Raw genomic sequence first — 20162 nt, forward strand, 5'->3', positions numbered from 1 at the left:
GGGGTGCGTTGGTAGTGCGGCGCGCCCCGCGTTTTATTCGTTCACGGCCCGGACCTGTTCCGGGTCGATTAGGGCAAAGCCCCGAAATTCGTTAGATTCCGTATAAATTTGTAGCCACTCCACCTGTTCAGCGGTGAGGCTTTCGCCCGCAGCCTGGCGCGCCTTGAGGCGCTTCCAGAGGGCATACTTTTCTTGCGGGTGCTCGGGGAGCCAGTTGGTGGCCTCGGCCTGCGCCAAGCTGGCGCGGGCAATTTCCAGGGCGGCCGCCACGTCAACACCCGTGCCCAGGCTTGCGGGCTCTTCCACGGCGTGCACCGCCTGCGCAGCAGCTTCCAGGGCCTCGCTTTCGTGCTCCACCACTTCCGGGGCGGCCGGGCCGGCCGCGGCCTCAATGGCGCGTGCGCGGTCCTTGTACATGGCCATGATGTCAGCCGCGGCGTGTTCGGCGTCAGTCTCCTGGGCCGCCGCATCGAGCACCTTGCGCGCGCTGGTTATGGCCGCCATTTGCTTGCGGCGTTTTTCTTTCGCAAGCTGCATCCGCTCTTCAAGGGCGAGGCCGGAGACCTCGTTAGCCACGCCCAAAAAGTCGCCGTTCTCGTCAAAAATCCACGCGCGCGTCCTGTCAGTGGGGTCCACGCGCACCTGCGCGCGCTCGCCCACATGCGGGCCCAGCGCGGCGGCGTCGTAGCGCATACCGTCCAGGCGGATGCCCTTCTTGGTGATCTCGCGCCAGCCCGAGTCCATGAGCAGCACGTCCAGGGCGCGCTCCTGCTCGCCTGTGAGGCGGCGCACTTCCCCCGTCCATGACTGGCGCACCTGCCAGGGAGTTAGACCCCGGAGTGCGCCTCGGAAGCCGCTGTGGGGCGTATGGCGGTACACGTCATCCGCCCAGGCATCGCAAAATTCCTGCAACTCCTCGGGCGTGATCGCCATCGTCAACTGGTCCGCCGTGGAGGACATGAGGCGCTTGGCAAAGGTCTCGCGTTCCCGGATTTGCTGGCGCGTGGCCACATTGTGGCCGAGGTAACAGGGGCAAATGGGCAGCAGGTGGTGGCTAAAGGTGCGGAAAACGCGCTCAATGGCGGGTTTCAAGCAGGGCTGGAAAGGTGGCAACACGTCCGGGATGATGCCGAGGTCCAAGAAAAGCCCCTGCATGGTGTTGCTCACAAATTCTTTGCCGTTGTCGGTAACGGCCACGCGGGGCACGCCCCAGTCAAGGATGCAGCGCCGCGTGAGGTTCGCCACGGTGCGCCCGGTGGAGCGCTCGGCCACCTCAAACTTTACCTCGCGGCTGTAGCAGTTGATGATGCCCACAATGGTGTAGCGCTTGCCGTCCTTGAGCATCAGGTCCGCGGGCGTGCCGTCGTATTCCCAGCGCTCGTTATATTCGGTAAGCGCTTCATAGGCGACGCCCGTTGCGGACTGGTAGCTTCCGCGCCACTTGTCCGGCGCTGTGATATAGGCCAGCAGGGAGCGGTGCGTGGCTTTCCAGTTGGCTATCCACGATTGCAGCCGCCGCAGTGACGGCACCTCTACGTCGATGCCCTTGTGGGCAAGGGCCTCAATGCGCTGGCGTATAACGGTCGCGCTGGCATTGGGATACTGGCGCACCATGCCCAAAATAGTGTTTACGACCAGGTCCTGCCTGTCGATGCAGCCCGTGCCCAGCGTTTTGCGGCCATACTTGCCGCCCAGCACGGCCACGCCCTCGGCCTTGGCGTCACTATCCCAGCGGCGCAGGGAGCTCATATTGAGCGCCGGGAGCTCGGCCCGCGTGGCCTCGGAAAGCACAATTTCCCCGGCGTTGTAGCGCCGGGCAAAGGTGGAGAGCGCCACCGTGTAGGGTAGGCCGGAGTTGGCCGCAAAGGTGCGTGCGGCCAGCGTGGCCTCGATGCGCGCGTCCGCGCGCCGCTTGGCAGAGCCCGAGAGCGTGGTGAGAGAGGCGGCCGCCCCCGCACCGCCCGGCGCACCGTGGCGCGCATGGGCGGGACCAGACACGGGGGCGGCCATGCTGGCGGCGGGATGAGTTACCGCCAGCGACGTTGTGGAGGCGCACACCTTGGCGGCAATGGCCAGGCGCGTAGGCTCGGGCATGGAGGACACAATCCACTCATGGCCCCCGCCCTTTCCCACGCGGGCGCGGGAGTTCCAGCCCTCGCGCTGGGCGCGCTTCAGTGCGTTTTTCACAGACACGTCAAGCATGTCAGCTACTTCTCGAGTGGTGTATGCTTCTCTCATTTTACGCCACTTCTTTTGCTGTCATCCGGCGCGGGTCATAAAGATATTTTTCCGGGACGCCAGCTTCGCGCAGGGCATCCAATACGACGGGGCTGTGCCCGTTGCCCGTAATCACTTTGCACACGCCCGCGCGCGTGAGGCCAAGTTGCTTGGCTATAGCTGCGCCATTTGTCCCCGCCTTTGCCAGCGCTTCATAGATGCGCCATCTGTTACGGGCACGCCGGGCCCCACACGCGGCACGGAGCGCAGGACTATCAATGCCTTTCCGGCTCATAACCCTGCCTCCAGCATCTTCTTGCGTTTGCGGGCTGCGCGCATTTCCGCGTCCAGCTTGCCCAGGTCCCGGTAGCGGCGATCCTCGTCGGTCATCACGTCGAGCCCCACGGCGCGCAGCATGGCGCGCAAAGGCGCGGGGTCGCCCGTGGCCACCACAAAGGCCAGCAAGGCCTGGATGGATGGGGGATGTGATTCATCCGAAGGCGAAAGCCACTTGTCCAGGGTATCCTTGGACACGGCGCGACTGTTTCCCGCAGTGAGCTTGAGGCCGGACATGGCCGCTACCGCGTTGATTTTGTCAGGCAGCGCCTTGCGCCCCTCCCCCTCGGCCGCGCCCGCAACGGCGCGCATGGCGGCGCGTATTTCCGCCATCACACCTGCCATCGGGGCTATGTCGTCGAGGAGGGAGAGTTGCCGCATGAGTTGGTCCCTTGAGTTGTCCAAACCTTGCACAGTCGCGGACGTTGACCTTTGCTTGCGGCGGCTGGTAAGTTGACTTGTGGGGCAACATGTCAACCGCCGGAATTTTGTTTTAGGCCAAAATATTGTTCTTGTAAACAAAATTTCGGGGTAAAACTTTAAATTTGTCCGAAATTTTATTTCCTTGCTTTTTCAGGTATTTGCTTTCAAATACGAGGAAAAAGTTAGGGTAATAGTTCGGGCAAGGAACTTTTACCCTATGAGCACCTTTGGCGAGCGCCTTAAATTGGTGAGAGGCCCAGAGACACAGGAAGCATTCGCCGCCCGCATCGGTATCCCCAAAAGTTCCATGAGTGGCTATGAAAAAGATATAAATTTACCAGGCGCGGATGTGATTTCAAAAATTTGTCTAAAACTCGATATTTCGTCCGACTGGTTACTTCTGGGAAAGGGCTCGATGCAAGGCAGGGCAGCGGAGGAACCCACTAGGAATCTAGACGCCAAGGTTTCCCCTGACGACTTGATTATGATTCCAATGGTAGAGGCTATTCTCTCCGCGGGGACAGGTAGTCTGGAAACTAGCGACCATATGGTGCGAGAATACGCCTTCCGGCGCGATTTTATTCAGCGCAAGGGTAATCCGGCGAATATGGTTTTAATGCGCGTCCGAGGCGATTCTATGCAGCCCGAGGTAATGGATAATGACATTGTGTTGTTGGACCAGTCCAAGACGCGCCCGCATCCGGGTCCGATCTTCGCCGTGGGTATTGAGGACGCCATCTATTTGAAACGAGTGGACATGCTCCCTGGCCAGGTCGTGCTTAAGAGCGTGAACCCGGACTACGCGCCTATTCATATAGATATGGGAGAGGACACAGCGGACCAATTCCGCGTCATTGGCCAGGTGTTGTGGGTAGGGCGTGAATACAAATAACAACGCCCCGCGCGTGCCACACTTGGCACGGCGCAGAGCCCTCAACGGTTACATGTTAAAATTTTTCAAAAAAATATAACGTATAGATATATCAGGCAATATTTGTTTTGCCCAGTAACAGGTTCGGTTGCAGGTTGTGCCGGAGAAGTTGCAACCTTGCGTGTAGCCACAAGCAAGCCCGTGCGTGTCGCTTTTGGCACTCCGTAGGGCGTTGGCAGGGTCCAACTTCATTTTTTCTCATTTTTTCTATCCTATAGAAAATATAAAGAAAAAGGCTCTCTACCACCTGTCCAGCTTGTGTCCATCTTTCGCCAGAAGTCGGACACGCCGTCCAGCCGTTTGACGGCCTCACAAGTGCTATTTTAGGGCGCCAATTATTTTCAAAATGAGTTTCGCGGGGGCGGATTTTTTTCAAACTAAGTTTCGCACAGGGTAAAACTTCCACGCGACGCTTTTTTCTTGCCACGCGCCCGCAAGTCCGCGCCAGCCGTGGCTTTCCATTCCACCACGTCCCGCTAAGTCCCGCTATATTCCGGTTCCTCTAATTTTCAATCTAAGTGTCGCTGCACACCCGTGGCCCGCGAGGGGCAGGCCCTCGCCTGGGTGACGCCCCAAGAAGCCGCCGCGCTGCCCTTCCTGCCGGCGGACGCGGATATTTTGCGGGAATTGCAGGCTCAGGAGGGCATGGCAGCGGCCGTTGCTCCCACCCTCAGCTAAGGATCCACTCCAGCACGGCGTCGGCCAGAAGGGCCGCGGCCTGGGTCACGCGCGGGGCCAGCGGCGGCGCTTCGGCCACATCCGTTGCAAAATCCCCCACCAAAACAAGGTTGCCGAGGCGCCGGCGGCGCATGGGCGCCCCGCCCACGCCGGCCACGCCCGAGGCCGAGGCGATGCGCCGCCCGGCGAGCAGGGCCCGCTCCACGAGCAGGGTCTTGGTGTCCGCCGCGTCCAGCGCTTCCACCCAGAGGGGGCAGGCGGGGAGCAGCGCGGGCAGCGTGGCCTCGTCGAGGCGCGCGTTGACGAGCTCGAGGCGGATGTGCGGGTTCAGCTCGCGCAGGAGTTCCCCAAGTGCCTCCACCTTGGGCCGCCCCACGTGGCGCGGCCAGAACTGCTGGCGGTTGAGGTTGGAGGCGTCCACCACGTCGTGGTCGATGACGAGCATGTCTTCCACGCCCGAGCGCGCGAGCATGAGCGCCACGTTGGAGCCGAGGCCCCCGGCCCCGGCGATGCCCACGCGCGCGGCCGCAAGCCGGGCGAGCTCGTCCGGCGAGAAATAGCGCGCAAGCCCTTCGCGCAGGGTATTGGCATTGCCGCCCGCTTGCCGGCCGTCAGTCCCGCTCATGCCGCCGGGTCTTCCCAGTCCTTGAGCACGGGCTGGTAGCCGTGGGCCGCGAGGTCGGCCATCATCTGCTCGAGGCTGCGGTGGTCGGTGATCTCGAACTGGCCGGGATTGTGCAGGTCCTCGGTGGCGCGGCCGCCCACGGCCGTGGACACGCCCGCCGAGACGCGCGTGACGCCCAGCGGCACGAGATGGTCGCGCATGAAGGCGCTCTCGCGGCTCGAGCAGGTGATACCCGCGCGCGGCAAAAAGCAGCGCAGGGCCGTCACATACTGGGCGAGCTCGCGGTCCGTGACGCCGTGCGTCACCTCGAATTCCCCCTCGTGCGGGCAGATGCGCGGGATGGACACGCTCACCTCCACCCCGGGGAAGTGCCGCTGGAGCCACCACGCGTGCAGCCCCGTGGCGAAGGCGTCCTGCTCGAAGGCGTCCAGCCCGAGGAGCGCGCCCACGCCGAGCGAGCGCATGCCCGCGCGCGCGGCCCGCTCCGGCGCGGCCAGCCTGAAGGCGTAATCGCGCTTGGGGCCGGCCGGGTGCAGCCAGGCGTAGAGCTCGGGGTTGTAGGTCTCCTGGAACATGGTCATGGAGTCCACGCCCGCTTCCACCAGCATGCGGTAGTTCTCCTCGGTCTGGGAATAGACCTCGATGCCCACCGAGGCGAAGCGCGGCTTGATGCGGCGCACCACGTCGGCGATATATTCCGGCGAGGAGACCTTGGGCGCGTCCCCCGTGAGCAGGAGGATGTGCTGGAAGCCCGCGTCCGCAATGGCGAAGGCCTCGGCCGCGGCCTCGTTCACGCTGAGGTGCCGGCGCGGCTGCTTGTTCTTCGCGTTGAATCCGCAGTAGCGGCACTGGTTGGTGCAGACATCCGAAATATAGAGCGGCGTGAAGATGCTCACCGCGCGCCCGAAATAGCGCAGGGTGAGCTCGTGCGCCTTTTGCGCCATGGCCTCGAGATGTTCGGCCGCCGCCGGCGAGAGGAGGACGAGAAAATCCTCCGGCGAGAGCCAGTGCCGCGCGAGCTTGTCGAGCACTGCCGTGACATCCGCCGAGGTGGCGCGGGCGGCCGCCTCGCTGCGCCGGCCGGCCGGCCAGTTCTGCAAAAATTCCTGAAACGTTTCCATCATGCACCTGATGTTCTGGGAGATTATGATAACGGAAGCCGGCGAGAGCCCTTCCTTATGTCCGTCTGGAGCGAAGCGGAAGACGGGTGCTGCGACCGGATGGCGGCGCGAAGCGCCGTGCCCGTTGGCGAGCGAAGCGAGCCCTACGGGCATCGACAGCAGCGATGGTGCCGGAAGAATCCTAAAAATCTGTTTTTGACGGATAATTTCGGCATTACAGATGCAGCACAGCCCCACCAAGGCAGACGACACTCAGCGCAAAAAGCCCGTGAGCGGGGACGAGGCCTCGGCGCCCTCGCCGCGCTTCTTCACCGCGCCCGGGCCGGCCAGCCACGCGTCGCGCCCTGCCGCCACAGCCGCGCCGAAAGCCCGCGCCATGCGCACCGGTTCGCCCGAGGAGGCGATGGCCGTGTTCACAAGGCAGGCGGCCGCGCCCATCTCCATGGCCTCGCAGGCCTGGGAGGGCAGCCCGATGCCAGCGTCCACCACGATGGGGATGTCCAGCTCCTCGATGAGGATGGCGATCATCTCCCGGGTCTGGAGGCCCCGGTTGGTGCCGATGGGCGCGCCCAGCGGCATGACGGCCGCGGCGCCGGCGTCCACGCAGGCGCGGGCCACATAGAGGTCGGGATTGATATAGGGCAGCACCGTGAAGCCTTCGCCGGCCAGGATTTCCGTGGCCTTGGCCGTGCCGTAGCCGTCGGGGAGCAGGTGGCGCGTGTCCGAGATGACCTCGATCTTGATCCAGTCGCCGCAGCCAGCGGCCCGTGCCAGATGCGCGAGGCGCACGGCCTCTTCCGCGGTGCGGGCGCCCGAGGTGTTGGGCAGAAGGCGCATGTGCGGCGGGATGTGCCCCATGACGCCCTTCTGGCCCGGCTCCACGCGGCGCATGGCCACGGTGATGACCTCCGCGCCGCTGGCATCGGCCACGGCGGGGATGAGGGCGTCGTCACCGTATTTGCCGGTGCCGATAAACAGGCGGCTGTTCAGGGTCACGCCGCCGATGACCAGGGGATCGTCCCGCATAGTGCCTCCGCCGCCCAAGGCGGCGTCTCCAGAATGTGCGTTGGGTGAGGGGAAGAACAGGATCCAGATACCGGACGGGAAAGCGGCCCCGCGCGGGGCCGGGGCGCGGGCCTAGCCGCCGCCCACGAACTGGACGATCTCGACCGTATCGCCGTCGGCGAGGGCGCGGGCGGCGAACTCCGCCGCGGGGACGATCTCGCCGTTGAGCTCCACGACCACGGCTTTTGGCGCGTGGCCGCGCGCCTCGAGCAGGGCGAGCACGGTGGAAAAGTCCCCTTTTTCGGGCGCGCCGTTGATGATGAGTTCCATGCTGTCTCCCGGGTTCCGGGCTTGCGGCGGGACCGCCGCCCGAAACGCCATTCTAAGCCTTGGCACGGGGGATTGCAAGCGGCCCCCGGAGCGGCGGACGCCCGGGAGGGCCGGTCTCAACGCCTGAGCACGGCGAGGCGGAAGCGCACAACGAGCTCGGCGAGCTCGCGCCGCGTGAGCCCGAGCAGGCCGGGCGCCAAAAGGCAGAGGCCGCCGGTGAGGAAGGTGTAGACCACCCCGGAGAGGACGAAGCGGGCGATGCCGTCCAGCGGGCCGCCCCCGGTGCCACCGAGCAGCGCCGCCAGCGAAGACGTGGCCTCGCGCGCGCCGAAGGCCAGCGCCAGCAGGGCCGCCACGCACAGCAGCTGGTGGGCGGCGTTGCGCCAGAAATCAAAGGGGATGAAGCGCGAGGCCAGCCAGAGATAGACGTTCACGGTCACGCACTGCACGGCCACGGTCTTGACGGCGAGGCCCGTGGCACCGAGGTTGAGGCCGCCGAGATGGGCCGGCGCCAGCAGGAACCACGCCGTCGCGAAACCGTAGACGCACTCCAGCGCCGCCATGTTGCGCAAAACACGCGTGCGCCCCGTGGCGTGGAACACCGAGCCCGCAAGCTGGCCGTACGCCTGGTGCAGCGGATAGAGCGCCATGATCTGCACCGGCAAGAGCGCGGCCGCGAACTCGGCGCCGCCGAAAAAGTCCACGAGGGCCGCGCCCTCGGCGAGCGTGAAACAGGAAAAATACGCGGCCACGGCATAGAGCAGCGGCGCGAAGCGCGTGAGCAGGCGGCCCATGGCCGAAACATCCTTCTCGCCCCAGGCGATGGAGAGCTCGCGCATGACGAGCGGCGTCATGGCCGAGACAAAGAGGAAGCAGGCCATGCTCACCTTTTGCGACAGCGCGAAAAAGCCCTGCTGGGCGCTGCCGTCGAACCACTGGAGCAGCCAGCGCTCGGCGGTGAGCATGGAGAAGGAGAGCAGGGCCTGCACGAACAGCGGGTGGCTGTAGTCGAAAAATTCGCGGCCATAGGCGCGCATCTGGGCCCTGTCGGGCTTGAGGCGCAGGGGCACGCCGCGCTCAAGCCAGTGGCGGCGGCTCACCAGCCAGAAGGCCAGCGCCGTGGCGCCGAGCATGAGGTATTGCTGCGCGAAGAGGCTTCCGATGGTGAGCCAATCGCCCCAGAAGAGCACGCCGAGCAGGGCCACGGCGAGGAGCGAGATGACGGTGCGCGCGAGCTCCGAGGGGATGGTGGCGCCGAGGGCGTCGTTCATGGAGCGCAAAACCCGCCCCCACCATGTCAAAAAGGCCCAGAGCGCGGCCAGCGGCGCGAGCCAGAGCGGCACCCCGGGCATGAGCAGGCCGCCCACGGGCGGCCAGAGCATGAGCAGGGCGCAAAGGCCGCTCACCACGGCCACGGCGAGGCTCACGCGCAGGTAGAAGCCGGCGAGCGCCGTCTCGTCCCGGCGGCGCGACAGGGCATTGTAAAAACAGGTGGAGGTGCCCATGTCGAGAAAGCCGGAGAGCTGCTGGAAAAGATTGGTGGCAAAGCTGTAATTGCCGTACATCCGCGGCCCGAGGGCGCGCGGCAGGATGGCCTCCATGGCGAGGTAGACCGGGACGGAGGCCATGTTGGCCAAGAGCTTGAAGCCGTAACGGCGCGCCAGCGTGGGCGTTGGTTTTTGCATGGCGGTGCGTGGGGGATACGGGGCGTCTGGCCCCGTCCGCAGAGAGTGGCATTGTCTTGCATGGATGGCAAGGGGCGGCCTCCGGAAATGGCGGGGAGCGCGCTTACGGGGGTTTCCCGTGGCCCCCGCGCCCTCCCCTGCCCGCGCTTGCCTCGCCGCGCCCTTGCCGCTATAGTGCCCGATACTCCGGCTTCGGCACGAAGCCTGTTCCCACTTTTCCCTTTTTTCCAAGGAGCCCGAATGCCCGGCACAGCCCCCCCGCCCAGGCGGGACAATGCCGTCGGCGCGCGCGTCCGCGCCTTCAGGGAAGCGCGCGGCATGGAGCTTTCCGCCCTCGCCGAAACGACCAACCTCTCCCCGGCCTTTCTGGAAGGCCTCGAAAACGGCGCCGTGTATCCGCCCATCGGCACCCTGCAAAAGGTGGCCCGCGCCCTCGACCTGCGCCTCGGCACCATTCTGGACGGCGAGGAGATCGCCGACCCGGTGAGAGCCCGCATCGAGGGCTTTCCCGGCGGCATCCAGAGCGTGGGGCACATGGCGCCCCCGCCTGTGGAGGGCCAAGCCCCGCAGGGCGGCAGCGCCGAACCGGCCGCGGACATGCGCCGCCCCGGCTACAGCTATCAGGTACTCGGCAAGGGCAAGAGCGACCGCAACATGGAGCCCTTTTGCGTGGAATTCTTCCCCCCGGCGGACGGCGAGGAGCCGCACCTCTCCTCGCACCAGGGCGAGGAATTCATCCTCGTGCTGGCCGGGCGCCTCAGGCTGCGCTACGGCCGCGAGAGCTACGAGCTCTCGCCCGGCGAGACCGTCTATTACAATTCCATCGTGCCCCACGCGCTCACCGCGCTTGACGGGGCGCCGGTGCGCATCCTCGGGGTGGCCTACAATCCATGAGCCGCGCCACTCCCCTCCCCGACGACGAGACCTTCGAGATGCGCGAGCGCACGCTCGGACAGATTTTGGATGAAACCGTCGCCCGCTTCCCGGACAACGACGCCCTGGTGTATCCAGACCGCGGGTTTCGCCTGAGCTGGCGCGAGTTCGGCGCCCTCGTGGACCGCCTCGCCCGGGGCCTCATGGCGCTCGGCATCCAGAAGGGCGAAAAAGTGGCCGTCTGGGCCACCAATGTGCCGTGGTGGCCGGCGCTCCAGTTCGCCACGGCGCGCATCGGCGCCGTGCTGCTCACGGTGAACACCAATTACCGCGAGCACGAGCTTCGCTACCTGCTCGGCCAGTCGGAATGCGAAAACATCTTCCTCATCGACAGCTTGCGCGACCACAGCTTTCTCGACACCCTCTACGCCATCGCGCCGGAGCTGCGCGCCCAGCCCCGCGCCCGCGGCCTGCGCAGCAAGGCGCTGCCGCACCTGCGGCGCGTGTGCTTTCTCGGCGCGGAAAAGCACCGCGGCATGTTCTCCATGCCCGAGATTCTCGCGCTTTCCGCCATGACCGACGAGGCCGCCTACAGGGCGCGGCAGGCGGAGCTTGACCCGCATGACGCCATCAACATGCAGTACACTTCGGGCACCACGGGCTTTCCGCGCGGGGTCATGCTCACGCATCTGGGCGTGGGCCTCAACGGCTACTGGATCGGGCGGCGCCAGCGCTTCACGGCGCGCGACCGCGTGTGCCTGCCCGTGCCGCTCTTCCACTGCTTCGGCTGCGTGCTCGGAGTCATGGCCTGCGTCAACCACGGCGCGGCCATGGTGATGCTCGAGAGCTTCAACCCCCTGCACGTGCTCGAGGCCGTGGAGCGCGAGAAATGCACGGCCCTTTACGGCGTGCCCACCATGTTCATCGCCGAGCTCGAGCACAAGCGCTTTCCTGAGTTCGACCTCTCCTCCCTGCGCACGGGCATCATGGCGGGCTCGGTCTGCCCGGAACCGCTCATGCGCCGCGTGGTGGAGGACATGCACATGCGCGAGATCACCATCTGCTACGGCCTCACCGAGGCCTCGCCGGTGATGACGCAGTCCGGCATCCATGACCCGCTCCCTTCCCGCTGCACGACCGTGGGCCGGGCCCTCCCGGGCATCGAGGTGCGCGTGGCCGCGCCGGGCGGCGTGGAGGAGCTTGGGCGCGGCACCCCCGGCGAGATCCTGTGCCGGGGCTACAATGTGATGCAGGGCTATTACAGGATGCCCGAAGAGACGGCGCGGGCCGTGACGCCCGAGGGATGGCTGCGCTCGGGCGACCTCGGCGTCATGGACGAGGCGGGCTACCTCACCATAACGGGCCGCATCAAGGACATGATCATTCGTGGCGGCGAAAACATCTATCCTCGAGAGATCGAGGAATTCCTCCTCGGCATGCCCGGGGTCATGGACGTGCAGGTGGTGGGCGTTCCGAGCCGCAAATACGGCGAGGAAGTGGCGGCCTTCATCCTCCCCCGGCCCGGCGCCATGCCGGACGCCAAGGCCGTGCGCCAGTGGTGCCGCGGGAAGATCGCCTGGCACAAGATCCCTCGGCATGTGGCCGTGGTGGAGAAATTCCCGCTCACGGCGAGCGGAAAGATCCAGAAATACCTGCTCAGGGAGGAGGCCGCGCGGCTGTGGCCCGAGGCGCCGCGGGAAGGGCCGGGCGCCAAAGCCGTCGCCAACGCCGAAACACCACGCGGAGGCTCCAATGGCTGATACCACATCTCAAGACTCCGTCCCCGCGCCCGGCGCCCCGGCCAGTGGCGCGCCCGGCGGCTCGCCCGCCTTCACCCTCGAAGCCGCCGCAAAGCGCGCCGACAGCGGCTGCGGCGCCTGCCCGCTTGGCCGCATCCCGGCATCCGTGTGGCGCGCCCTCCTGCGGCCGCCCTTCCGCAAGCGGCACCCCGTGCTCTTCTGGGGGCTCGTGGTGCTTTCTCTGGTGGCTGCCGGCGCCGTGGGGCGCCTTGCCGCGCCGCCGGCCCCGGGCGAACGCCTCGCGCTCGTCTCCGTGCGCGGGCCCATCCTCGACCCGGTCCCCACCCTCGCCTGGGTGCGCCAGCTGGAGCAGGACGAGCGGGTAAAGGGCGTGCTCCTGCGCGTCGACTCCCCCGGCGGGGGCGCCGCGGCCTCGCAGGAAATCTACGCCGCGCTGGAGCGCCTCTCGCGCAAGGTCCCCATTGTGGTGAGCATGGGCGCCACCGCGGCCTCGGGCGCCCTCATGGTCAGCATGGCCGGGGCCCGCATCTACGCCAACCCTTCCACGGTGACGGGCTCCATCGGCGTGCGCATGGACATCCCCCAGTTGCAGGGCCTCATGGACAAGGTGGGCGTGGGGCAGGAAACACTGGTGACCGCGCCCTACAAGGACGCGGCCTCATACCTGCACCCCCTCACGCCCAAGGACCGCGCCTATCTCGAGCATGTGCTCATGGACATGCACGAGCAGTTCGTGGCCATCGTGGCCAAGGGGCGGCACATGGAGCGCGAACAGGCCGTGAAGCTCGCGGACGGCAAGATCTTCACCGGTCAGGAGGCGAAAACGCTGGGCCTTGTGGATGTCATGGGCGGCCAGGACGCCGCCCTCGACTGGCTGGCGGAGAAAACGGGCGTCCCGGCGACGCGGCCCCTGCTGCGCAAGCAGGACAAGGCCCCGGCCTCGCTGCTCAAGCGCCTGCTTGGCGCCGCGGCGGAAGCCATGGGCCTTTCTGGCGCGCTGGAGCTTGCGGGCGCCGCGCAGCTCGTGGAACGGGGTCTCGGCCCGGCCTTCCTGTACCAGATGTAGACGCAGGAAAGCCGCGCGACACCGGGGCATTCCCGGCGCATGCAGAAAGGGCGCCCTTTCTGCAGTGCATGGCGGGGAAATCATCGCGTTCCCTGCCATTCTAAAATCCATGCTTCGCAGAAAAGCGGGGCAAGCCTCATTCCCGCGTGCCGCGCCGGCGCTCACGCCAGCGCCAGAGGCGCAAGCCCACCTGGATGGCGAGCCACGCCAGCACCAGCATGAGCAAAAAGGCCGGCCCGAGCACGCCCCAGGAGTGGCGCGAGGCGCCCTCCCACAGGCCGCTCGCCCAGAACAGCAGGAACACGCCCGAAATGAAGGCGCCATAGCCGAAGGCGCGGCGGAAGCCCGTCTCCCAAAAGAAGTTGATGGCCCCGGCCGCCGCGCAGGCAGCCGCGAGCCACAGGGCAAGCAGGGCGATGAGGAGGGAAAATTCAGGCATTGCGCCTCCGCATGGGGGGCAATCTCAACGCGGAGCGCCGGAAAACGCGCCCCGTGAAAGACAGGCGGGCGGCCGTGCGCATGCACCGCGCGGGCCACGGCCCCCATGCCGCCGGGGGCCGGAAGGCCCGGCCCCGCACGGCGGCGGAAACGGCTACGCGTAGGGGTTGGCGTAGAGCAGGATGAAGCTGATGACGAGCGCGTAAATGGCCAGCGATTCGATGAAGGCGAAGGCCAGGATCATGGTACCCGTGATCTTGCCGCTCACCTCGGGATTGCGGGCCACGCCCTCGCTGGCGCCCTTGAGGCCCAGGCCCATGCCGATGCCGCAGCCGCAGGCCGCGATACCGATGCCCAGCGCCGCCGCGAGGCAGGTGAAGCCGAGCGAGTCGGAATTGAGCGCTTCGGCGGCGAAGGCCATGCCGGCCATGCCGAGCAGGGCGACGGTGTTGAGGGCAATCAGCAGAATCTTGCGCATGGAACACTCCTTCCACGTTGTATTGTTGGGTCGCGTGCGACCATTCCCCCGATGTTGCGCTGGCGCGTCCTAGTGCTCGGGCCCTTCAAGGGCGCTCGCGATATAGAACATGGTCAGCATGAAGAACACGAAGGCCTGCATGCACTTGCCGAGCAGGAAGAGCCCGTAGATGGGCAGGGTGCCGAGCAGCGGCGCCATGATGAAGAACAGGATGATGACGATTTCCTCGCCGCGGATGTTGCCGAAAAGTCGCAGGGAAAGCGACACCGGCCGCGAGAGGTGCGAGACGATCTCAAGCGGGAACATGAGCGGGATGAGGAACTTGGAAGGCCCGAGGAACTGGTTGATGTAGTGCGCCTTCCAGCGGGCGAGGCCCACCCAGTTGTAGTAGAAGAAGACGAAGATCGCCATGCACGCCGTGGTGTTCAGGTTGGCGGTGGGCGCGTCGCAACCCGGGATGAGCCCGAGGATGTTCATGCCGAAGATATAGATGAGCATGCCGGCGAGCAGGGGCACATATTTCTTGCCCACCTCGCCCATGGAGGAGCAGATAAATCGCTCCGTGGTGTCGATGACCGCCTCGAAAAAGTTTTGCAGGCCCCCGGGCACCAGTGTCAGGCGCCGGCGCAGGATGAGGGCCACGCCGAAGAGCACGGCCATGCACAGCCAGGAATAAAAGACGTGCTTGAAGGGCACGAGCTGGCCGCCGATGGTGATTTCATCCATCCCGAGAAAGGTGGAGAGCAATACCGGTTCCGGCAAACTGCCTGCCATGATGAGCCTCCTCGTCGGCCTGTGCGGCCATTCCTGGAACAGCGCGGAAGCGCCCGCGCCCGTGACCATGCCTGAAAAATCTGTGCGCCGGGGTGCTCAGGCCCCCGTTCCCCCTGCCCCGCTGCCGCGAGCCCCGGGGCTGCGCGCAAGGAGGGCGTAGCCGGCAAGGCCCACAGCCACCCCGAAGGCCACGCCCGCCGCGAGGGCGATGGGCGAAGCGCCCACGCGCAGCGCCCCGTACAGGGCCAGGGCGAACACCAGCATCCGGCAGCCCCAGCGCAAAAGCGCGCCCATGAGCGCCCCGGGCTGCACGCTCCCGGACCCGCGGGAGAAAAAGCGCGCCCAGCCCCAAAATACCCAAGCCATGCCGGCGAGCCCCGCGCCGAACCACAAGAGCAGGGGCGTCACCACCAAGAGCGCGGCCCCGGCCGCCAGCGCGAGGGCGCAGGCCCCGGCCTCGAAGCACAACAGGCCCCGGATGGCCGGCTGGCGGATGCCCCGGCGCCAGAGCCACGCGTCCAGCGCCGCATGAAGGGCCGCGAGGGGCTGGAACTTGGTGCGGCTCATTTCCCTCCGTCCGTGCCCTTGGGGTCGGCCTTCGCCGGGGCCTCTTGCGCGCCTTGGGGCGCGCCTCCGGGAGCTTCTGCCGGAACCTTTGCGGGAGCCTGCACAGGAGCCCCGTGAAGCGCCGCCCCCGGCGCCGCCGGGCGCCCGCGCCGGCTTTCCTTCTCGAGCTTGCGCAAGAGCTCCTGCGTGTCGCGGTAGACATTGAGAAAGCCCGCGCCAATGCCCACCAGCAGAAAAATGATCTTGCACCAGGGGCTCGTGCCGAGCCACGCGTCCAGCCCGTACCCGATGGCGAAGCCCACCAGCGGCCCGCTCACGAGGTGCAGCCCCATGACGCCCGTGGTCGCCATGGCGCGCATGCCGTCCCGCTGCTGGCCTAAAATATCCCTGAAGGACACCCGCGCTCCCGGCATGGCGGAGGCGCGCCCGGGAAAGCCCGGCCCAAGGCCGTCCGCATGTGTGCCTTTCCCGCGTACTCTAGCACGGGCAAGGCGATGCGTCAATCGGCTCCGGGAAATCCCCAGGGCACGCCAAGGGGCGCCCGCGGCGCGGCCTGACGGTGGAAAAAGAGGATGGGAGAAAGCGAAGAGGAAGAATTTGCAGCCCGCGAGCGCACCCGGGGATAGGGCGCCCGCAGGCTCTGCGTATATGCGCGGGCCGCGCGAAAGCGCGGCACGCACCACGCGCTCCCGGGGGGAGGAAAATTTTTCTCCCCGGCAACGGCGCCGGCGCCGCGTTTCAGGCGGTGCGCCCTACTGCCGCTTGAGCTCCATGGCCTTCTGCAGCATCTGGTCCGCCGTGGTCACGACCTTGCTGTTGGACTGGAAGCCGCGCTGGGTGACGATCATGTTGACCATCTCGGTGGCCATGTCCACGTTGGAGAGCTCGATATTGTAGGCCTGGACGGTGCCGTAATTCTCGGTGCCGGCCATGCCGAGCTCCATCTGGCCGGACTCGGGCGTGGCGGAAAAGAGGTTGCTGCCCTCGCGGCGCAGGCCGTCCTCGCTGGTGAACCGGGCCACGGGTATCTGCCACAAATCGATGCTCTGGCTGTTGGAGAAGAGCCCCACCACCGTGCCGTCGTTACGGATGCTCACATTGCTCAAAAAGCCCTCGCTGTAGCCGTCCTGCGTGTAGGCGCTGGTGGGGCCGCTGCTCGCGAAGGCCGTGGTGGGATACTGGGAGAGGATGGCGCTTTCGCCCATGTTGGGCAGAAGGTGCATGTCCGTGCCCACGTCCGCAGCGGTGGCGGGAGCGTTCTGCCAGCCGCCGGCCGAGCGGATGCCGAGGTCGAGGGTCATGGGCGCACCGTCGAGGCTGAACTGCGGGAGCCCCCCGGAAAGACTGGCCGGCACCCAGTCCTTGAGGTCCTTGCTGCCCTCGGTGGTGGGCGTGAAGGCGGCCATGCTCTTGAGATTGCCCGCCGAATCGAACTGGAGCACGCCGCTCATGAGCAGCCCGTCGCCCGGCTTGGGCATGATGGCGTTGCCGTCCGCGTCGTACTTGAGCTCGGTGTCGGCCGCGATGATGAATTCCATGTAGCGGTTGGGCGAATCGGAAGGCGCGCCGTCAAAATAGGCCGTGACCGTGCGGGCGTTGCCTTGCGCGTCATAGACGGTCATGGGCTGGCTGTAGGTGTAGGCGTCGTTGGCGAGCGGCTTGCTGCCCCGGCCGTCATACTGGTCGAGCAGGGAGAAATACGGATTTTCGCCGCCGGTGCTCTTGTCCGCCTTGGAATTGAGGTTGAGGGTCAGCTCCACCTTGCTGGTGGTCTTGGCCGGGATGGTGGCGAACCTGTCCACCTGCACGGCGGAAAGCTCGCCGCGACTGCCGTCCGCGCCGATCTGGTAGCCCATGAGCGCGAGCCCCGTGGGCGTGCGCCAGACACCCTCGTTGTCGGGCCTGAAATCGCCCGCGCGCGTGTAGAACGTGCCGCCCTTGTCGTCCGTCACCTGGAAGAAGCCCTTGCCGTTGATGGCCATGTCCGTGACGGTATTGCTGGATTCCAGCCCGCCCTGCTGGAACATGGTGCGGATGGACTCCACCTGCAGGCCCATGCCCACCTGCCCGAGGGCAACGCGCGAGTCCTCCTGGGCGTTCCACCAGTTGCCCATGCAGGCCTGGCCCTGCGAGAGCATGTCCGAAAAGAGGATGCCCTGCTGCTTGTAGCCGATGGTGCTGACATTGGCGAGGTTGTTGGTCGTTACCTGCATGCCCTGGGCCAGGCCCTTCATGCCGGTGGCGCCGATATAGAGCGACGAGTTCACGCTGCTGCCTCCGGGAAAAAACTGCGGCGGCGGGGAAAATTTTTCCTCACCGCCGCATATAAAGCAGCATTCGTGCCAGCGCGCCGGGCCTTTGCGGCTTGCGCAAGAGGGACGGGCGCCCGCCCCCGCTTCCTATTGCTCCAGCGGCAGCCCGGCCTGCCGCCAGGCCTCGATGCCCTGGTGCATATGGTAGATGTGTTTCACGCCCGCCTCGCCCAGGGTCTCGGCGGCAGCCGCCGAGCGCTTGCCGGTGCGGCAATAGAGGAGCACGGGCGCGTCCTTGGAGAGGGCCTCGGCCTGCCTCTCAAAGCTGCCGCCGAAAAAGTCCATGTTGCGCGCCCCGAGGAGATGCCCCTGGCGGAACTCCTGCGGGGTGCGCACATCGAGGATGACAAGGCCTGCCGGCGGAGCGGCAAGCAGGTCCTTCGCCTGCCCCACGCTGATGTCGCCCGGGGCGGCCAGGCACGTGACCGCCGCATGCTTCGCGGCCTTGGGGGCCTCGTCGCGCGCGCCGGCCGGGGCGGCGCCCCACAGGGCAAGCAAAAGGACGGCGAAAGCCAGCGCCCCAAAGCGCTGACGAAAGAACGGCGCAGGCCGCATACATCTGCAAAAAGCGCTCATGCCTTCGCCTCCCCGTCCGCCTTCCCGGCGCGCACGGCAGCGGCTGCCTTGGCGAAACCGGGCGCCGCGTCGCGGATGACCTTTTCATCCACGCAAAAGGCGAGCCGGAAATGCCCGGGCCAGCCGAAGCCCGAGCCGGGCACGGCGAGCACGCGCTCTTCCATGAGCCGGCCCACAAAGGCCACGTCGTCGCCGCCGGGCGCCTTGGGGAAGAAATAAAAGGCCCCGCGCGGCATGAAGAACTCATAGCCCGCTTCGCTGAGCACCTCGGCCATGGCCGCGCGCCGGGCCGCATAGATCTCGCGCTCCACGGCGCTGCCGAGGGCCGCGGCCATGATGTGCTGGCCCACCACCGGCGGGTTCACGAAGCCCAGGATGCGGTTGGTGAAGGTGAGCGCGGCCATGAGCTCGGCCTTTTCGGGCATCTGCGGCGCGAGCACCACATAGCCCACGCGCTCGCCGGGCAGCGACAGGTTCTTGGAGAGCGAGCTCACCGCCACGGCGTAGGGATAGAGCGGCAGCACCGAGGGCACCTCGGCGCCGTCATAGGCGAGGAAGCGGTAGGGCTCGTCCGCCACGAGCCAGATGGGCCGGCCGTACTGCTGGCTCTTGTTCTCGAGGAGGGCCGCCAGCGCCTGAAGGTCGGCGCGGCTGTAGATGGCCCCGGTGGGATTGTGCGGCGAATTGATGAGCACCACGCGCGTTTTCTCGTCGATGGCGCGCTCCAGCGCGGCGAGGTCGGGCGCGAAGTCCTGGGGCTTGCTCGGCACGGCCTCGAGCGTGCCGCCGTGGTTGGACACATAGAAGCCGTATTCCACAAAATAGGGCGCGAAGGTAAGCACCTTTTCCCCGGGCTCGAGCACGGCGCGCAAAAAGGCGTTGAGGCCGCCGGCCGCGCCGCAGGTGAGGATCACGTCCCCGGCGCCCAGCTTCACGCCCTGCTCGCCCGAAAGCTGGGCGGCCAGCTTCTCGCGCAGCCACGGGAAGCCGCCGTTGGGCATGTAGCCGAAGGCGAAGGGCTCGCCGGCGTGCTCGGCGAAGTCGCGCAGGCCCTGCTGCACGGCCGGGGGCGCCGGCAGGTCGGGGTTGCCGAGGCTGAAGTCATAGACGTTTTCCGGGCCGTACTTGGCCTTGAGCTGGATGCCGGCCTCGAACATCCGGCGCACCCAGGAGGCGTTGGCGAGGTCGGCGGCCACATTCTTCGCAAGGACAGACATGGGAGACTCCAGATGATTGTCTTTGATGGAGAAAGCCAGTATACTCCCGAAAAGGGCCGGATGGCAATCGCCGCGCCGCCCCGCGCCCGGTCACAGACGCCGGTATATCTGGAGGATGATAATGATGCTCGCGCTTCACGCCCGCACCCTGCTCCTGCCCCTGCTCTTCGCCGCGCTCCTCCTGGCGGCCTGCGCGGCAAGGGACGAAAACACGCCGCCCGAAGAAGGCATGACCATCACCGTCGACTTGAGCGAGATCCACCGCTGCTCGCGCGTCTCGCCGGAGATTACGGTGGCCTATGCGCCCAAGGGCACGAAATTCTACGACATCCGGCTCATCGAATACGGCACCGAGGAAGAACGCTTCTTCGGCGGCGGCACATGGGTGGAGGACGGCACGGGCGTCATCCCCGAGGGCGCGCTCACCCGGCACTATCGCGGCCCCTGCCCGCCCGGCACCAAGGCCCTGGAATACGCCTATGTGGTCTCGGCCATGGAGAGCGAAAATTCCCAGCCGCTCGCCGTGCGCCTCTACCGCTTCACGCAGGAATAGCCGCAAGCCCGGCGCGGCCCCGGTGGCCGCGTGAAAAAGTGCTTGCCAATTTCACCGCGGAGGCATATGAATGCCCTCACGCGGGCCGAGGTAGCTCAGTTGGTAGAGCAGGGGACTGAAAATCCCCGTGTCGGCAGTTCAATTCTGTCCCTCGGCACCAGCCAAATATCCGGCGAAGCCCCGCAAGGTTCCAAAAG

The 20162-nt window shown here is 66.4% G+C and carries 21 protein-coding genes and 1 tRNA gene; 6 read left to right on the top strand and 16 right to left on the bottom strand.

Annotated features, from left to right (window positions below):
- Positions 1 to 33: 33 nt before the first annotated feature.
- From G7Y54_RS04470 to G7Y54_RS04480, 3 genes are read right to left on the bottom strand one after another with little or no spacing between them, the layout of a single operon-like run.
- A complete protein-coding gene (locus G7Y54_RS04470; protein ID WP_165078105.1) occupies positions 34 to 2202 on the bottom strand; it encodes a Mu transposase C-terminal domain-containing protein in 2169 nt (722 codons plus the stop codon).
- A 37-nt stretch (positions 2203 to 2239) separates the two neighbouring features.
- Positions 2240 to 2512 carry an XRE family transcriptional regulator gene (locus G7Y54_RS04475; RefSeq protein WP_165078106.1) on the bottom strand — a complete coding sequence of 91 codons (273 nt, stop codon included), beginning with the start codon at positions 2510 to 2512 and terminating at the stop codon, positions 2240 to 2242.
- Positions 2509 to 2934 (bottom strand): hypothetical protein, encoded by a 426-nt coding sequence (locus tag G7Y54_RS04480; protein ID WP_165078107.1) that lies wholly within the window; start codon positions 2932 to 2934, stop codon positions 2509 to 2511. Before G7Y54_RS04480 ends, G7Y54_RS04475 begins: the two co-directional genes overlap by 4 nt.
- Before the next feature lie 259 nt (positions 2935 to 3193).
- Between G7Y54_RS04480 and G7Y54_RS04485 the strand changes: the two genes are divergently transcribed.
- The gene (locus G7Y54_RS04485) at positions 3194 to 3868 is read left to right on the top strand and encodes a S24 family peptidase (RefSeq protein WP_165078108.1); all 675 of its coding nucleotides are present in this window, start codon (positions 3194 to 3196) and stop codon (positions 3866 to 3868) included.
- A 709-nt stretch (positions 3869 to 4577) separates the two neighbouring features.
- Here G7Y54_RS04485 and thiF read toward each other — a convergent pair.
- From thiF to G7Y54_RS04510, 5 genes are all read right to left on the bottom strand, one after another.
- Entirely contained in the window at positions 4578 to 5210 is a 633-nt protein-coding gene (thiF, locus tag G7Y54_RS04490) for a sulfur carrier protein ThiS adenylyltransferase ThiF (RefSeq protein WP_165078109.1), read from the bottom strand.
- Positions 5207 to 6331: a 2-iminoacetate synthase ThiH gene (gene thiH, locus G7Y54_RS04495; protein ID WP_165078371.1), complete on the bottom strand. Its 1125-nt coding sequence runs from the start codon at positions 6329 to 6331 to the stop codon at positions 5207 to 5209. The genes thiF and thiH overlap by 4 nt, the downstream gene beginning before the upstream one ends.
- A 252-nt stretch (positions 6332 to 6583) precedes the next feature.
- On the bottom strand, positions 6584 to 7357 hold the full coding sequence (locus G7Y54_RS04500) for a thiazole synthase (protein ID WP_165078110.1): 774 nt from the start codon (positions 7355 to 7357) through the stop codon (positions 6584 to 6586).
- Between the two features lie 111 nt (positions 7358 to 7468).
- Positions 7469 to 7666 (bottom strand): sulfur carrier protein ThiS, encoded by a 198-nt coding sequence (gene thiS, locus G7Y54_RS04505; protein ID WP_165078111.1) that lies wholly within the window; start codon positions 7664 to 7666, stop codon positions 7469 to 7471.
- A gap of 116 nt (positions 7667 to 7782) precedes the next feature.
- The gene (locus tag G7Y54_RS04510; RefSeq protein WP_165078112.1) at positions 7783 to 9351 is read right to left on the bottom strand and encodes a lipopolysaccharide biosynthesis protein; all 1569 of its coding nucleotides are present in this window, start codon (positions 9349 to 9351) and stop codon (positions 7783 to 7785) included.
- A 240-nt stretch (positions 9352 to 9591) separates the two neighbouring features.
- Between G7Y54_RS04510 and G7Y54_RS04515 the strand changes: the two genes are divergently transcribed.
- Genes G7Y54_RS04515 through sppA form a run of 3 tightly spaced genes read left to right on the top strand, consistent with a single transcriptional unit; the run spans position 9592 to position 13050 of the window.
- On the top strand, positions 9592 to 10245 hold the full coding sequence (locus G7Y54_RS04515) for a cupin domain-containing protein (RefSeq protein ID WP_165078113.1): 654 nt from the start codon (positions 9592 to 9594) through the stop codon (positions 10243 to 10245).
- The gene (locus G7Y54_RS04520) at positions 10242 to 11984 is read left to right on the top strand and encodes an AMP-binding protein (protein WP_165078114.1); all 1743 of its coding nucleotides are present in this window, start codon (positions 10242 to 10244) and stop codon (positions 11982 to 11984) included. Before G7Y54_RS04515 ends, G7Y54_RS04520 begins: the two co-directional genes overlap by 4 nt.
- Complete coding sequence (sppA, locus tag G7Y54_RS04525; protein WP_165078115.1) at positions 11977 to 13050, top strand: signal peptide peptidase SppA; 1074 nt, start codon at positions 11977 to 11979, stop codon at positions 13048 to 13050. The genes G7Y54_RS04520 and sppA overlap by 8 nt, the downstream gene beginning before the upstream one ends.
- Before the next feature lie 136 nt (positions 13051 to 13186).
- On the opposite strand, the gene G7Y54_RS04530 is transcribed toward sppA, so the two are convergent.
- From G7Y54_RS04530 to G7Y54_RS04565, 8 genes are all read right to left on the bottom strand, one after another.
- Positions 13187 to 13489, bottom strand: a complete 303-nt coding sequence (locus G7Y54_RS04530) for a hypothetical protein (protein ID WP_165078116.1) — start codon at positions 13487 to 13489, stop codon at positions 13187 to 13189.
- Between the two features lie 153 nt (positions 13490 to 13642).
- A complete protein-coding gene (gene atpE / locus G7Y54_RS04535) occupies positions 13643 to 13966 on the bottom strand; it encodes an ATP synthase F0 subunit C (protein ID WP_165078117.1) in 324 nt (107 codons plus the stop codon).
- A 69-nt stretch (positions 13967 to 14035) separates the two neighbouring features.
- Positions 14036 to 14740 (bottom strand): F0F1 ATP synthase subunit A, encoded by a 705-nt coding sequence (gene atpB / locus G7Y54_RS04540; RefSeq protein WP_165078118.1) that lies wholly within the window; start codon positions 14738 to 14740, stop codon positions 14036 to 14038.
- Between the two features lie 96 nt (positions 14741 to 14836).
- Positions 14837 to 15307 (bottom strand): hypothetical protein, encoded by a 471-nt coding sequence (locus G7Y54_RS04545; protein WP_165078119.1) that lies wholly within the window; start codon positions 15305 to 15307, stop codon positions 14837 to 14839.
- On the bottom strand, positions 15304 to 15705 hold the full coding sequence (locus G7Y54_RS04550; RefSeq protein ID WP_241159373.1) for an AtpZ/AtpI family protein: 402 nt from the start codon (positions 15703 to 15705) through the stop codon (positions 15304 to 15306). Before G7Y54_RS04550 ends, G7Y54_RS04545 begins: the two co-directional genes overlap by 4 nt.
- Positions 15706 to 16059: 354 nt before the next feature.
- Positions 16060 to 17574 carry a flagellar hook protein FlgE gene (locus tag G7Y54_RS04555; protein WP_165078121.1) on the bottom strand — a complete coding sequence of 505 codons (1515 nt, stop codon included), beginning with the start codon at positions 17572 to 17574 and terminating at the stop codon, positions 16060 to 16062.
- Positions 17575 to 17706: 132 nt separating this feature from the next.
- A complete protein-coding gene (locus G7Y54_RS04560; protein ID WP_165078122.1) occupies positions 17707 to 18174 on the bottom strand; it encodes a rhodanese-like domain-containing protein in 468 nt (155 codons plus the stop codon).
- A gap of 17 nt (positions 18175 to 18191) precedes the next feature.
- Entirely contained in the window at positions 18192 to 19412 is a 1221-nt protein-coding gene (locus G7Y54_RS04565) for a pyridoxal phosphate-dependent aminotransferase (protein ID WP_165078123.1), read from the bottom strand.
- Positions 19413 to 19533: 121 nt separating this feature from the next.
- On the opposite strand from G7Y54_RS04565, the gene G7Y54_RS04570 reads away from it, so the two are divergent.
- Both G7Y54_RS04570 and G7Y54_RS04575 read left to right on the top strand, forming a co-directional pair.
- The gene (locus G7Y54_RS04570) at positions 19534 to 19965 is read left to right on the top strand and encodes an MbtF (protein ID WP_165078124.1); all 432 of its coding nucleotides are present in this window, start codon (positions 19534 to 19536) and stop codon (positions 19963 to 19965) included.
- A gap of 84 nt (positions 19966 to 20049) precedes the next feature.
- Positions 20050 to 20125 (top strand) — tRNA-Phe (locus G7Y54_RS04575).
- Positions 20126 to 20162: the final 37 nt, after the last annotated feature.

This window comes from Desulfovibrio sp. ZJ746 (assembly GCF_011039155.1).
Lineage (GTDB): Bacteria > Desulfobacterota > Desulfovibrionia > Desulfovibrionales > Desulfovibrionaceae > Desulfovibrio.